Below are 12,418 nucleotides of genomic sequence, written 5' to 3' on the forward strand. Positions count from 1 at the left end.
GCCAACTCGTGTTGTTTTAGCGCCGATTACGGCGATTGAATTCAGTTGGCGTCCCCTTCGCCAGCCTCATCCTTGTTCTTCTGGGCAAAGCCAAGGTCATTGGCCTGGGCATAGCGCTCGGCGAAGCGCATGAACCGCTCGAAATCTTCGGTGGTTTTCCAGGTGTAAGTCGCTTCCAGAGCCGCGGGCTTGCCGTTCACGAACTTCGCGTTCACATCACGGGTCACCATCTGACCTTCTTCGTCGATCAGGTACATGCCACCAATGTCAGCCATGCTCTCGGGCGAGAGGGCCTGGGGCTGATCGAAGACAAAAATCGCCTGGCCAGTGCGGCCATCGCGAGAACGAGTCATACGGATATCGGGCACGACCGGCTCGTCCACACCGGGGAAAAACTGGATCGCGGCCATCGCCCGTCTTCGCAAAGGCTGATCCTAGTGATGATGCTCAGGCGATCTGGCTGCGGCTCCGCTGTTGATGAGTCGTTCGGCGGCTTCCGCCGCGGTCAACCCTGCCAAATCCATCCGTTCGCGTTGGCTGGCTTGCTCAGCCTGGCCATGCCCCTCGAGCTCATGGTCGTAGCAGCGGTCGTAGTAATCGAGCATCTGGGCACAGGCCCCATGCCAGTCACGCTCTGCGATTGCATCGAGGGCTGTCTTCGTGCGTTGGGGACCGAGGCGCCGAGCGATCCGCTGGGTTGCATCGGCTAAGGCCTCAGGATCTTGGACGCCATAGACGGCCACGAGCTGATCCAGGCGCTCTTCAACGGGTCTGGTGATCTCCAGAAGCGGTGCTTTTTGCATCTGTCGCCAAAGCCCGGCTGGAATTCGGCAGCGTCCAACTTGAATGCTCTCCGCTTCGAGCCAAATCTGCGCTGCCGATCGCTGCTGCTTGAGGACCGCGGCGATCCGATTCTCAAAATGCTCTGTGCTCGGTTGGGGAGGAAGGCCCAAGCCTCCGAAGCTGCTGCCGCGGTGATGGGCTAGCCCCTCGAGATCCACGACGGCGACCCCTTTCTTCGCCAGCTCAACCAACACATCAGTCTTTCCCGTACCCGTTCTCCCGCCCAGAAGCTGAATGGGCCATGGCTGCTCCATCAGCTCGAGAACCCAGCGTCGATAGCTCTTGTAGCCGCCTTCGAGCACCACAGCGTGCAGATCGAGGGTTTCAGCGAGCCAGGCCATGCTCCCCGAGCGCATTCCGCCTCGCCAGCAGTGGATCCTGAGGGGCTGGCCTGGGCAACGGCTACCCAACTGCTGCAACGTCTTCCCCAAGGGCGCCAGCTTTGGCCCCACCAGGGAAAGCCCCAATTGAACAGCAGCCGTTCGCCCCTGTTGCTTGTAGGTCGTTCCGACCTCGGCTCGCTCGAGGTCGCTGAACAGTGGCAGGTTCTGGGCACCAGGGATGTGGCCCTTTTCAAATTCCGCTGGAGCGCGGACATCCACCACAGGTCCTTGGCTTTGCAAGAAGGCCTCGATGGATTGCCGTTCGGCCATGGCGTTGATCCTGGTTGGGCTCTTGCCGCTATGCGACTGCAATGCCTGACATAGTGGGCCAACGCTGTCAGGCCAGCGTCAGGTCAGCCCTTTTCCATGCTCTCCGGACCACCCGTCACCACCACGCTCAGCGCTGACCAGTTGATTGAGCGCTTTCTCAGCAGCGCTCCTCGTCAGCGCCGCACCTTGCTGCCGCAAGTCCTCAAGCGCAGCAGCGAGTGTCGTCCCTTGATTGCCGATCAGATCGATCGCTGGGATGCCACGGGCGATGACTGGGCCTGCGGTTGCTTGATTCAGCTGTTGGTCTCGCAAGACGATGCTCTGGCCCAGGCCTTCTGGGCCCGCTATCCAGACGGTTGGCTAGCGGTGACCAGCGGTCAGGGGCTGGATTACGTCCCTTTGCAGCTGGCGTTAATCCGCCAGGACTTTGAAGAAGCGGATCGGCTGACAAGCGAGCACCTTCGTCAGTTGGCCGGACCCGCCGCCGAAAAGCGGGGGTACGTCTACTACTCCGAGGTGCCGCCGATGGCCGCCGTTGATCTCGAAGGCCTCGACCGTCTGTGGGTGACCTACTCCCAAGCCCGCTTTGGTTTCTCCGTCCAACTGCGCCTTCTGCGCAGCCTGGGTAACCGCTGGGAGCAGCTCTGGCCGCGGATTGGCTGGAAGCAAGCGGGAATTTGGACCCGATACCCCAAAGCCTTTACCTGGACCCTGGAAGCCCCTGAGGGGCATATGCCCCTGGTGAACCAGCTGAGGGGAGTTCGCCTGATGGACGCCTTGCTATCCCATCCAGGGGTGCAACAACGCGTTCCTTCCTGAGGCACAGCCCCTCACTCAGGGGTAGTGTCAATTCATTCGCTGTTCCCCTCTCTGGGGCTCCATGGCGCTGCGTTGGGCTGACTACATCACCCCATCGACTCTGCACCTCGCTCCGCTCCTGGAGCTGTTGCTAGAGCCGATTCAGAGTGCAGAGCAACTGGCAAGCCTGCAGCTGGGCCTCCAAGAGGTGTTGGTCAACGCCGTGCGCCATGGCAACGGCAATGACCCGCTCAAGTGCGTGCGTGTCCGCCGAATCTTGACTCCGCGCTGGTGTGTTTTTCAAGTTCAAGACGAAGGCCCTGGCGTGCCTCCTGCCGCTCGGCAGTCCATGCTTCCCGATCAACTCGATGCCGTCACCGGTCGGGGCTTCTTTTTGATCCACCAGTGCTTTGAAGATGTGCGCTGGAGCCATAGAGGTAATCGCGTGCAGGTGGCGATCCGCCGGGCCTAGGGCGCCGCTCTAGTGACCGTGGCTGGGGCACCCGGGGTCTTTGAGGTCACCCTTCAGCCATCCGAGGGCACTCTCCACCAGGGCCGTCGCCTCTCGTCGCTGGGGACTGACACTGGCTGCAGCTGGACTGTTCTCGCGGTCAAGCAGCAGCACGAGCGCCGCGGTGAGCTGTTCTGCTGCCCGCCGCTGCGGCTGTCCCTTCAGGGCATGCCAGTCCTGGTTTCCGATTGCCAGTTTGTGGTGCAGAGCTTGTGCCAGCTGCTGACTCTCCAGGGGCCATTCCCGGGGATTTTGCTTTGCCTGTTGAGCCTGCACTGGACGGATCCGTTCGGACCAGGTCATCCTGACGCCATGCAACAGCGACCGCGTTCCCCGTATCAGCCAATTCGCTGGCTGCATCAGCTGGCCAACGTGCTGGCGACAGTTTCAGCGGCTGAACGACTTGATGCTGCTGACGAAAGCCTCCAGGCCCGCCGCCTCCGTCAACGTCTAGCGGCGGCTCAGCGACTCCTGGATCCACTGCCAAGTCCCCTGCAATCCACCGTCTGGGGAGAGCGTGCCCTCTGGCAGTTTTTGCGTTGGGGTGGTGTTGGCGCGCTTCTGGCAGTCCTCCTGAAGCGCTGAACACCCGGCTCAAGCCGTGACCTGGATCAGAGAACGCGCCGCTGGTCTTGAGCTGGGATCCAGTTCAGCGCTATCACCCATGGGTTGGTTCTGATCGGTGGCCTGACTGAGCTTTTCTCCCCGCAGCCAGGCGGCATGGAGAGCACGGCGCCGGCGATCTTCTGCCAGGACGAGGCGATCGGCTGCAACGGTCGGGCTTTCGTTGTGGCGCAGGGGAGTGCGCAGGCAAATCCCGAACCCTCGTGCTTCCACTTGAACAGCCCCTTCCATGAAGACGGTTTGGAAGGTCCAGCCCATTAGCCATCGCACCTTGAAAGGATTGCTCATCCGGGGCTTCGGTTTTGAAGACCCTATGGACTTTGCAGGCGATGGCTAGCCCTGTGTCAGGGCTTGGTGGCAGTCCAGACCCGTGTCATCAGATGGGACTGGGCACGGATGCCGCTGAAACCAGCAGCGCTCAGGCGTGCATCGATGTCATCGCTGATGTAGTCGCGGTAGTAGGGCTCGTGGAAGACGCGACGGAAGTTGTCCATCGCTACCTCAAATTGCGGCGAGTCGGCCAGTTGAACCGAATCGGCGAGCACCAGAACTCCACCGGGCTCGAGCACTCGGAAGCAGTCCTCGATCACGGCCTGCCTTGCTTCAGCCGGCAGTTCGTGCATCAAGAAGACGCAGGTCACCCCCTGCATGCTCGACTCTGCGAAGGGCATCGACTCAGCATTGCCCTGGACCAGTTGTGGCAATTCCGATGGTCGCTGGGAGAGCCAGCGGTTGGCTTGGCGCAGGTAGGCCGAGGAAAGGTCCAGACCAACCAGTTGGGCTTGGGGCAGAGCAGCTCGCAGCTGGTAGAGGGTGCGTCCCGTGCCCGTGGCGACGTCCAGGACCCGCATGGAGCTGCTGGAGCGTCCCTCAAAGGCCCGTAGCCCCTGCAGGAGAGGCTTGATCACTCGCCGCCGCATGGGATCAGCGGTGCCGTTAAACAGGATTTCGACCTGCAGGTCATAGAGCGATGCTGAGTGATCGCTCAGGTACCCATCGGTTTGATGGTGAAAGTTCTGAAGGTAGTAATCGGGGTAGTTCTCCTTTTCAACCGTGGTCGGTAGATCGCGAACGTTCCGCTCCGAACGCCTGGCCCAGGTGCTTGGCATATCCAGCCAAACCAAGGGGTAGCGGGTGGCCCAATCGCCCCAGGGTGCATCGAAGAGCAACGCAGTGGGGTAGAGACCTGCCTCGGCTTCCTGCCAGTCCACATCGAGCAAGGCTTTGTGGGAGGCCTGCAGGTCCCGCAACATTTCAGGCGGTATGGGCAGGGTCTTGGGCGCCCCATCGGGCGCCACCAGTTCCATCAGACGTGTGCTGATCTCCTTGTGGGCGACCCCAACCAGGCTCTTGCCCTGCTGCAGGGCCTCATAGGCGAGCTTGGTGACGGCATCAGCCATGGGCGAGGTCGTAGCGAAAAGAAGGGGTGTCTATTTCAGCTGATCAGGCGGTGTCGTCGTGGGCCTGTATCCGACTGAACCCTGATCAAGATTGATTGAGAAACCTTCAATTCGGTAGCAACGGCTACAGAATTGAGTTGTGAAAAGGAAAGGAGAGGAGCCGATGATTGATTCCAGCCCCAGTGCTCGCTTAAACGAGCCCCACTACGTCGCTTGGGTGCGGGAGCGTCAAAAGTCCGCTCGACGTCTTTCGGGTTGGTTGTCTCAACGTCGTGCCAAGCCAGATCTCGAGCATGGGGAGCGTGTGGACTCCCAGACCTTGGTCTGGGCTGAGCGCCACGCCCACGAGCAACGTCTGCACGACAGCGCCCTTGAGCAACTGCACCACGTTTGAGGTTCAAAAAAAGCCCCGGCCTTGGCCGGGGCATCCATGAGTGCAACGCGGATCAGGCGTCGTAGTACATGGTGAATTCGTGGGGGTGGGGCCGCTGGCGCAGCTGCTGCACCTCCTCGTACTTCAGGGCAATCCAGTTGTCGATGAAGTCCTCGGTGAAGACCCCGCCGGCCAGGAGGTACTCATGGTCGGCCTTGAGGGCTTCCAGTGAGCCGTTGAGCGAAGCGGGAACAGTGGCAATCTTCGCCAGTTCCTCAGCGGGCAACTCGAATAGGTCGACGTCGGTGCCGTTGCCTGGGTCGATCTGGTTTTTGATGCCGTCGATGCCGGCCATGAGCATGGCGGCAAAGCCCAGGTAGGGGTTGGCCAGGGCGTCGCCGGAGCGGAATTCCAGGCGCTTGGCCTTGGGGTTCATGCCGGTGAGCGGAATGCGAACGGCGGCAGAGCGGTTGCCCTGGGAGTACACCAGGTTCACCGGGGCCTCAAAGCCGGGTACCAAACGCTTGTAGCTGTTGGTGGTCGGGTTGGTGAAGGCCAGGAAGCTCGGTGCGTGCTTCAGAAGGCCACCGATGTACCAACGGGCGGTCTGGGAGAGATTGGCGTAGGTGCCGTCGCCCCACATCAGCGTGTCGCCGTTCTTCCAGATGCTCTGGTGGACGTGCATGCCGCTGCCGTTGTCGGCGAAGATCGGCTTGGGCATGAACGTGGCTGTTTTGCCGTACTTCTTGGCAACGTTGCGCACCACGTACTTGTAAATCATCACGTTGTCCGCCGCGGTGATGAGTTCGGCGAACTTCATTCCCAATTCGTGTTGGGACGTTGCCACCTCGTGGTGATGCTTCTCAATCGGTACACCCAAGGAACCCATGGTGAGGAGCATTTCGGTCCTCATGTCCTGAAGGGTGTCGTTCGGGGCGCAGGGGAAATAGCCCTCCTTCAGTTGGATCTTGTTGGCGAGGTTGCCGCCCTCTTCAACGCGATCGGTATTCCAGGGGTTCTCGATCGAGTCGACGCTGTAGGAGCTGGAGCCGTTGCCGCTCTTGTAACGGACGTCGTCGAAGACGAAAAATTCGGGCTCGGGGCCGAAGTAGGCCGTGTCGGCTAGGCCGGTGGAGCTCAGGTAATCCAGGGCCTTCTGGGCCAGTGCCCGGGGGCAACGGGAGTAGGGCTTGCCGCTGCGGGGCTCCTGAATCGAGCAGATCAGGCTGAGGGTTTTGTGGCCATAAAACGGATCGATCCAGGCGGTGTTCGGATCGGGCACCATCGCCATGTCCGACTCATTAATGGCTTTCCAGCCGCGGATCGACGAACCATCAAACGCCACGCCCTCGGTGAAGGCTTCTTCCTCAACCAGGTCAGGGGTGACGGTGAGGTGCTGCCACTTGCCGTGGAGATCAATGAACTTGAGGTCGATCAGTTCAATGCCTTCGTCCTTGATCTGACGGAGGACGTCCTGGGCGGTCTTGGCCATGACGCGTTGCAAGTGGCTTGGTGGGTGCCCGCCTATGCCGGGCGGATCAGACGGTACGGAGCGAGGTGGAACCCTCTTTGTATCACCGGTAACCAAATGGCGGACTGATGGGCCTGGTTTGGACTGGGCATCCGGTTTGAGTAACCGTTTCTGTCAACTTCCTCAAAGGCTCGATCTGGCAAGGGATCTGGACGTTTGCCGGTGCTACGGTCCGCCGTAGGTGCGTCGATCTCCCACCCCCATGCGTGATGCCATCACCGGTCTGATCGGCCGTTACGACCAACTAGGTCGTTATTTGGATGGGTCGGCCATCGACCGGATCTCCACCTATTACTCCGAAGCTGCCCTGCGGCTGTCCGCAGTTGAACTGATCAATTGCGAAGCCGCTGAGATCGTTCGCGAGGCCAGTCAGCGCCTTTGGCAAGCCGATCCAGAGCTGTTGCTGCCTGGCGGTAATGCTTACACCACGCGACGCTGGGCCGCCTGTCTGCGGGACATGGATTACTTCCTCCGCTACGCCAGCTACGCCCTTGTGGCCGACGACAGCACGATCCTCAACGAGCGTGTTCTCAATGGTCTTGATGACACCTATAAAAGTCTGGGCGTCCCCACCGGTCCCACCGTTCGCAGCATCGCCCTAATGGCCGATGTGGTCTGCGAAAAGCTCCTTGATTCCGGCGCGGCCAGTGCTGATGCGATCAATGCGGTCGTTCGAGCCCCCTTCGAGCATCTCTGCCGCGGCTTGGGCGTCACCAACGTCCGCAACCGCTGATTCGGTCGCACCTGCGACTGCGTAGTCTCAACCCATCCAGCCCCCTCCCAGGCCTTGGCTTCCACCACATCAACCGTGTCAGATCGACATCGGCTGTCGCTTGCTCCGATTGACACCCCGGAGCGTCTGTTGTTGGGACCTGGCCCCTCCAATGCGCACCCCACAGTTCTTGAGGCTCTGAGTCGATCGCCGATCGGACACTTGGATCCCCTCTACGTCGCCTTGATGGGTGAGGTCCAGGAGCTTCTTCGCTACACCTGGCAGACCGATAACCGTTTGACCCTGCCCATGAGCGGTACTGGGTCGGCGGCCATGGAAGCCACGATCGCCAACATCGTTGAGCCCGGCGACACCGTCCTGGTGGCAGTCAAGGGCTATTTCGGTCTGCGTCTTCAAGACATGGCAGGCCGCTATCGCGCGACTGTTCAGACCATCGAGAAGCCTTGGGGCGAAGCCTTCAGTCTCGACGAGATCGAAGCTGGCCTCAAGCAGCACAAGCCCAAAGTCCTGGCGATGGTTCACGCCGAGACCTCCACTGGGGTCTGCCAGCCGATGGAGGGCATCGGTGACCTTTGCCGTCAGCACGACTGCTTGCTGCTGCTCGACACCGTGACCTCCCTTGGCGCGGTTCCTCTCTACCTCGATGACTGGAAGGTCGACCTTGCCTACAGCTGCAGCCAGAAAGGACTGAGCTGCCCCCCTGGTCTGGGTCCTTTCTCCATGGGACCCCGAGCTGAGGAGAAGCTCGCGGCCCGCACTGGCAAAGTCCCCAACTGGTATCTCGACGTCAGCCTGCTCAACCAGTACTGGGGTAGCGACCGTGTGTATCACCACACCGCCCCAGTGAACATGAACTTCGGCATGCGTGAGGCTTTGCGCCTTATCGCTGAAGAAGGTTTGGAGAACGTCTGGACACGCCATCGCCGCAATGCCGAGCGCCTTTGGGCTGGTCTTGAGCGTCTCGGCCTTGAGCCCCACGTTCCTCTGGAGCTGCGGCTCCCCACCTTGACCACCGTTCGAATCCCTGAGGGTGTGGACGGCAAGGCCTTTACGACCCATCTGCTCAACACCCACGGCATCGAAGTGGGTGGTGGCCTCGGCGCTCTTGCTGGCAAGGTCTGGCGCATTGGCCTCATGGGCTACAACAGCCGCGAAGAGAACGTCGACCTGCTCCTCAACCTGCTGGAGCAGGAACTACCGGCATTCCGTTCTTCTGCGCCTGCCGTTGCTGCCGCCGTTGCCTGAACCAGGCCTCGAGGCCGCTTCGGCATTCCGGCTCCATCACCCCGCCGATCACCTCCATCCGGTGATGGGCACTCGGATCGGTCGCCAAGTTCAGGCAGCCCCCAAGGGCCCCTCGTTTGCGATCGTGGGCGCCGAAAATCACTCGGCCCATCCGCGCCTGCACCAGGGCGCCTGCGCACATGGGGCAGGGCTCCAGAGTCACGATCAAGCTGCAGTCGTTAAACCGCCAGTCCCCCCTCAGCCGCGCCGCCTGCTCAAGGGCCATCAGTTCCGCATGGCCTAGGGGGCGTTGTTCCCGTTGCCGCCGGTTCACACCCCATCCGACGGCACGTCCAAGGCTGTCAAGAACAACTGCAGCCACAGGGATTTCGCCGATCTCCCCGATCGCCGCCGCTCGGCGCAGCAGCAGCTCCATCCAACGCTCGTGCTTTTGAACCTCGTCCAAACCAGACGCCCATCTGCAGGCTTCTTGAACCATGCCAGCACGGCGGGTCCGATGACACGGGACAATGGCCGCTGAACGCTCAGGGTCTTTGGCTCACGCCCATCCGAGCCAGCCGCAGCGCAGCCTTGCCTGCTTCCCGGATCCCCTGCGGGAGGATCCGGCCTTGGAATCCTTTCTGCGTGAGGCCAGCGCTCGCCTCTGCCAGTGGTGGGCTGGATCCGCCCAGCGCTCGCCTCTCCCCCTGCTGAGCGTCCTGCCTGAACCGGGTCCCCTGCAACAGGGGCTCTCCCCAGAGGCCCTTCTCGAGGATTTGCAGTTGGTGATGGATGGGGCCTACAACCCCATTCACCCGGGTGCGATGGCTCACCTGGATCCCCCGCCACTGACCGCTTCGGTGGCGGCTGATCTGGTCTGTGCTGGGCTCAATAACAACCTGCTGGCTGAGGAGCTGTCCCCGAGCCTCTCGCGCTTGGAGCGCAGCTTGACGACCTGGATGGCGGAGCAGCTCGGCTTGGGTGAATCGGCCGGCGGTGTCGCCGCCAGCGGCGGCAGCTTGAGCAATTTGATGGCCTTGGTTGTGGCTCGTCACCAGGCCGGCCTCGCTGAGGCTCAAGGCCTGACTGTGTTTTGCAGCGCCGATGCCCACGTGTCAATCGCCAAGGCCTTGATGGTGATGGGCCTGCCCAAGCAGAGCCTGCAGACCATCGAGACCGACGCAGAAGGGCGTCTTTCTCCAGATGCGCTCGCCCAGGCCCTGAAGGATGCTGAGCGGGATGGTCGCCGTGTCTTGGCTGTCGTCGCCACGGCTGGGACCACGGTGCGTGGAGCCGTCGATCCGCTGGCGTCGATTTCCGACCTGTGCCGCCTCCATGGTGTTTGGCTCCATGTCGATGGTGCGATTGGCGCGGTCTTTGGCCTGAGCCAGAGCCACAAGCAGTTGGTCCCCGATCTCGATCGAGCGGATTCTTTAACAGTGAATCCGCAAAAGCTGCTGGGCATCACCAAGACCTCATCCCTGCTCCTCCTTAAACGTCCGGAGCTGTTGGCCTCTTGTTTTGGAACTGGTTTGCCTTACATGGAGCCCAGTTGGGCGGACGCCCATGGCGGCGAATGCGGGCTGCAGGGCACAAGGCCTGCCGAGATTCTCAAACTCTGGCTTGGACTTCGTCAGCTCGGGCTTGATGGCATTGAGAGCCTGCTGCATGGCGCCCTTCAGCGCCGCGCAGAGCTTCAGCAGCACCTCTCAGCCTTGCCCTTGATGCTGCGCAGTGGTCCACTGCACTTGCTTGCATTTACGCCATCGGCGCTGGAGGCCCACGAGGCTGAGCGTTGGTCCATCCAGACCAGGCAGCAGTTGCTGGAGCAGCAGCTCATGCTGTCTCGACCGCTCTACGCCGGTCGGCATCACCTCAAAGCTGTCCTCGGTAATCCCCACACCCGTTCCAGTGACCTTGCCGCTGTGGCATCGGTCATTCAGCAATCCTTGGCCCCCGCCTGAGATGAATCAACCCAATCCCCAAGGTCGCTGGGTCGCAATCGTGACTGGTGCGATTTCGATCCTCATTGCCGTTGCTTACCTGGCGTTCATCACCGTCTTGGATGCCCGCGGTCCCATGCAACCGCCGCCGCCGGAGGCCTTCAACGATGCGGGGGGCGTGGCGGCAATTGCCCCTGCTTTCCCTGACGCTGAAGCGGTTCGACCACTCGGTTCATCGCTGCCGTCAGGAAAGCATTGAGGGCAGATTCGCGCTTGTTGAGGTCGTACTGCCGTTGCACGACTTCCTGGATTCCGCCGTCCCCCCAATCCTGATCCTGTTGGAAGTAGGTCATGAAGCTGCGGCCCGCGATTCGTGTGAGCCAGCCCGCTCCTACCGCCTGAATCGCACGACTCACCAGGAGGGCCGGCAGATTCAGGCTGAGGGCAGCACTGATCAGGCTGATTCCCCCTTTAATCAGCCCCAGGCTCGCCAAGGTCCGTCCGACGGAGACCGCCAATTCCTGTGCGGAAGCTTTGGAGAGGCTCACGCCATAGACGCGGCCGATTTCCATGACCATTTGGGCATTGACTGCAGCGGCCCCGAGTAAGTCGATGCCAGGTAGAGGTGTTGCTGCTAGAACCCCGGCGCTGATCCAGCTGTAGCGATCCACCACGGCTTCAGCATCGAGCTGACGCTGCTGGCCAAGCAGCCGACGTCCCGCATCGCTCAGCCTGCTGCTTTGCATGAGGATGTTGTCGGCAATTAGCTCCTCACCGTCGCTATGGAGGACTTGAGCGATCCTTCGCAGGAGACGATCAATTTCCGGGGGCGGCTGGAGGGGTTGACCTCCCGGCATCGGAACCGACTGCGGAGAGGCACTCGCGGTCAAGACGTCCTCTGCTGCGATGCGCCCTTGCGTTCTGCGCTGCAGGAGTTCGAGCAAGCGTTTCTCCTCGTCCTCACCACGTAGGTCGCACTTGTTCAGCACCAGTAACAGCCGCTTGCCAAGGCTGGAAAGGGCCGCAAAGACCTCCAACTCAGCGGCCCGTAGGTCCCCATCGACCACCAGCAGGAGCAGGTCGGCATTGGCGGCTTGATCACGGGCCATTTGCTCTCGCTTTTGCCCCTCGATGCCGGCTTCCAAAATCCCTGGTGTATCCACCAGACGAATTCCTCGCTCCAGGTTGCGCAGGCGCAGGCGATAGCTCGTTGTGGTGCTGGTCGATCCCATCGCGGCCCCGACCTCACCCACGACATCGCGGAGGAGGGCGCGAATGAGTGATGTTTTGCCGGCTGATCCGGTGCCAAAGACCACAATCACCAGATCACCGCGTTCCAGCTCAGCGGCAACCCGTTCCCTCTCTTGTTGCAGGGCCTCACGCTGCACTTCATTGCGGATGCGCTGCAGGAGTGAATCGATCCCGGCGAGATTTTTTTGGACGGCCTCCTGGCGATTGACCGGTGCTTCGATCCGTTGGCTGGACACTGGGTTGGGCTCTTTGAAGACCTGCCAACCCGAGCGCCTGAGGTTGTTGAACCAAGGCCAGGCAAAGCGAGCGATCAGCAGAGCCGCTCCGCCGAAGAGCAGCAAACTGAACGGACCGACGAGCCAACTGGGCAGCAAATAGCTCAGCTGCCAGAGCAGATTGTTGACCGCCTGGAGAACGGCGGTCACCACGACCAAGACCCCTAGGGCTAGGCCGAGCCACAGCCAGATTCGACCAGGGGGTTTCATGGCAGCACCTGTTGGTGGAGGTCAAGGGTGCCTCGACCACACGGACTGA

General features: G+C 61.5%; 15 protein-coding genes. 7 read left to right on the forward strand and 8 right to left on the reverse strand.

Annotated elements, in window-relative coordinates; translation table 11 throughout:
- Nucleotides 1-41 precede the first annotated feature (41 nt).
- Entirely contained in the window at nt 42-410 is a 369-nt protein-coding gene (psb28, locus tag MY494_RS01165; protein WP_247910918.1) for a photosystem II reaction center protein Psb28, read from the reverse strand.
- Nucleotides 411-434: 24 nt separating this feature from the next.
- A complete protein-coding gene (gene mnmH / locus MY494_RS01170; RefSeq protein WP_247910920.1) occupies nt 435-1,496 on the reverse strand; it encodes a tRNA 2-selenouridine(34) synthase MnmH in 1,062 nt (353 codons plus the stop codon).
- Nucleotides 1,497-1,592: 96 nt separating this feature from the next.
- Here mnmH and MY494_RS01175 point away from each other — a divergent pair, with 96 nt between their 5' ends.
- Together MY494_RS01175 and MY494_RS01180 are read left to right on the forward strand one after the other, a co-directional pair.
- Entirely contained in the window at nt 1,593-2,315 is a 723-nt protein-coding gene (locus MY494_RS01175) for a GUN4 domain-containing protein (RefSeq protein ID WP_247910921.1), read from the forward strand.
- Between the two features lie 61 nt (nt 2,316-2,376).
- Nucleotides 2,377-2,766 carry an ATP-binding protein gene (locus MY494_RS01180; protein WP_247910922.1) on the forward strand — a complete coding sequence of 130 codons (390 nt, stop codon included), beginning with the start codon at nt 2,377-2,379 and terminating at the stop codon, nt 2,764-2,766.
- Nucleotides 2,767-2,775: 9 nt separating this feature from the next.
- Here MY494_RS01180 and MY494_RS01185 read toward each other — a convergent pair whose 3' ends face one another.
- Entirely contained in the window at nt 2,776-3,108 is a 333-nt protein-coding gene (locus MY494_RS01185) for a DUF6439 family protein (RefSeq protein WP_247910924.1), read from the reverse strand.
- 9 nt (nt 3,109-3,117) lie between these two features.
- On the opposite strand from MY494_RS01185, the gene MY494_RS01190 reads away from it, so the two are divergent.
- Nucleotides 3,118-3,390, forward strand: coding sequence for a hypothetical protein (locus tag MY494_RS01190; RefSeq protein ID WP_247910925.1), 273 nt, complete (start codon nt 3,118-3,120; stop codon nt 3,388-3,390).
- Nucleotides 3,391-3,399: 9 nt separating this feature from the next.
- On the opposite strand, the gene MY494_RS01195 is transcribed toward MY494_RS01190, so the two are convergent.
- Complete coding sequence (locus tag MY494_RS01195; protein WP_247910926.1) at nt 3,400-3,717, reverse strand: copper-binding protein; 318 nt, start codon at nt 3,715-3,717, stop codon at nt 3,400-3,402.
- A gap of 56 nt (nt 3,718-3,773) precedes the next feature.
- The gene (locus MY494_RS01200; RefSeq protein WP_247910928.1) at nt 3,774-4,829 is read right to left on the reverse strand and encodes a class I SAM-dependent methyltransferase; all 1,056 of its coding nucleotides are present in this window, start codon (nt 4,827-4,829) and stop codon (nt 3,774-3,776) included.
- A 163-nt stretch (nt 4,830-4,992) separates the two neighbouring features.
- On the opposite strand from MY494_RS01200, the gene MY494_RS01205 reads away from it, so the two are divergent.
- Entirely contained in the window at nt 4,993-5,223 is a 231-nt protein-coding gene (locus MY494_RS01205) for a hypothetical protein (protein ID WP_247910929.1), read from the forward strand.
- Nucleotides 5,224-5,275: 52 nt separating this feature from the next.
- Here the strand turns inward: MY494_RS01205 and glnA are convergent, their stop codons facing one another.
- Nucleotides 5,276-6,694, reverse strand: coding sequence for a type I glutamate--ammonia ligase (gene glnA / locus MY494_RS01210; protein WP_247910931.1), 1,419 nt, complete (start codon nt 6,692-6,694; stop codon nt 5,276-5,278).
- A 241-nt stretch (nt 6,695-6,935) separates the two neighbouring features.
- Here glnA and MY494_RS01215 point away from each other — a divergent pair, with 241 nt between their 5' ends.
- Together MY494_RS01215 and MY494_RS01220 are read left to right on the forward strand one after the other, a co-directional pair.
- On the forward strand, nt 6,936-7,466 hold the full coding sequence (locus tag MY494_RS01215) for an allophycocyanin subunit beta (protein ID WP_247910932.1): 531 nt from the start codon (nt 6,936-6,938) through the stop codon (nt 7,464-7,466).
- 54 nt (nt 7,467-7,520) lie between these two features.
- Complete coding sequence (locus MY494_RS01220) at nt 7,521-8,711, forward strand: alanine--glyoxylate aminotransferase family protein (protein ID WP_247910933.1); 1,191 nt, start codon at nt 7,521-7,523, stop codon at nt 8,709-8,711.
- Here MY494_RS01220 and MY494_RS01225 read toward each other — a convergent pair.
- Nucleotides 8,641-9,189, reverse strand: coding sequence for a nucleoside deaminase (locus tag MY494_RS01225; protein ID WP_247910934.1), 549 nt, complete (start codon nt 9,187-9,189; stop codon nt 8,641-8,643). The two genes, MY494_RS01220 and MY494_RS01225, sit on opposite strands and share 71 nt — an antisense overlap.
- Before the next feature lie 31 nt (nt 9,190-9,220).
- Here MY494_RS01225 and MY494_RS01230 point away from each other — a divergent pair, with 31 nt between their 5' ends.
- Entirely contained in the window at nt 9,221-10,654 is a 1,434-nt protein-coding gene (locus MY494_RS01230) for an aminotransferase class V-fold PLP-dependent enzyme (RefSeq protein WP_247910935.1), read from the forward strand.
- 140 nt (nt 10,655-10,794) lie between these two features.
- Here the strand turns inward: MY494_RS01230 and MY494_RS01235 are convergent, their stop codons facing one another.
- Entirely contained in the window at nt 10,795-12,369 is a 1,575-nt protein-coding gene (locus tag MY494_RS01235) for a GTP-binding protein (protein WP_247910936.1), read from the reverse strand.
- Nucleotides 12,370-12,418: the final 49 nt, after the last annotated feature.

The organism is Synechococcus sp. A10-1-5-1 (assembly GCF_023115425.1).
Taxonomy (GTDB): domain Bacteria; phylum Cyanobacteriota; class Cyanobacteriia; order PCC-6307; family Cyanobiaceae; genus Vulcanococcus.

What these genes read in the sequence shown, in the direction of transcription:
- MY494_RS01230 (WP_247910935.1), top strand. Translation starts at nt 9,221, where the DNA reads ATGGCCGCTGAACGCTCAGGGTCTTTGGCTCACGCCCATCCGAGCCAG.
- MY494_RS01195 (WP_247910926.1), bottom strand. Translation starts at nt 3,717, where the DNA reads ATGAGCAATCCTTTCAAGGTGCGATGGCTAATGGGCTGGACCTTCCAA.
- MY494_RS01185 (WP_247910924.1), bottom strand. Translation starts at nt 3,108, where the DNA reads ATGACCTGGTCCGAACGGATCCGTCCAGTGCAGGCTCAACAGGCAAAG.
- MY494_RS01190 (WP_247910925.1), top strand. Translation starts at nt 3,118, where the DNA reads ATGCAACAGCGACCGCGTTCCCCGTATCAGCCAATTCGCTGGCTGCAT.
- MY494_RS01175 (WP_247910921.1), top strand. Translation starts at nt 1,593, where the DNA reads ATGCTCTCCGGACCACCCGTCACCACCACGCTCAGCGCTGACCAGTTG.
- psb28 (WP_247910918.1), bottom strand. Translation starts at nt 410, where the DNA reads ATGGCCGCGATCCAGTTTTTCCCCGGTGTGGACGAGCCGGTCGTGCCC.
- MY494_RS01235 (WP_247910936.1), bottom strand. Translation starts at nt 12,369, where the DNA reads ATGAAACCCCCTGGTCGAATCTGGCTGTGGCTCGGCCTAGCCCTAGGG.
- MY494_RS01225 (WP_247910934.1), bottom strand. Translation starts at nt 9,189, where the DNA reads ATGGTTCAAGAAGCCTGCAGATGGGCGTCTGGTTTGGACGAGGTTCAA.
- mnmH (WP_247910920.1), bottom strand. Translation starts at nt 1,496, where the DNA reads ATGGCCGAACGGCAATCCATCGAGGCCTTCTTGCAAAGCCAAGGACCT.
- MY494_RS01200 (WP_247910928.1), bottom strand. Translation starts at nt 4,829, where the DNA reads ATGGCTGATGCCGTCACCAAGCTCGCCTATGAGGCCCTGCAGCAGGGC.
- glnA (WP_247910931.1), bottom strand. Translation starts at nt 6,694, where the DNA reads ATGGCCAAGACCGCCCAGGACGTCCTCCGTCAGATCAAGGACGAAGGC.
- MY494_RS01180 (WP_247910922.1), top strand. Translation starts at nt 2,377, where the DNA reads ATGGCGCTGCGTTGGGCTGACTACATCACCCCATCGACTCTGCACCTC.
- MY494_RS01215 (WP_247910932.1), top strand. Translation starts at nt 6,936, where the DNA reads ATGCGTGATGCCATCACCGGTCTGATCGGCCGTTACGACCAACTAGGT.
- MY494_RS01205 (WP_247910929.1), top strand. Translation starts at nt 4,993, where the DNA reads ATGATTGATTCCAGCCCCAGTGCTCGCTTAAACGAGCCCCACTACGTC.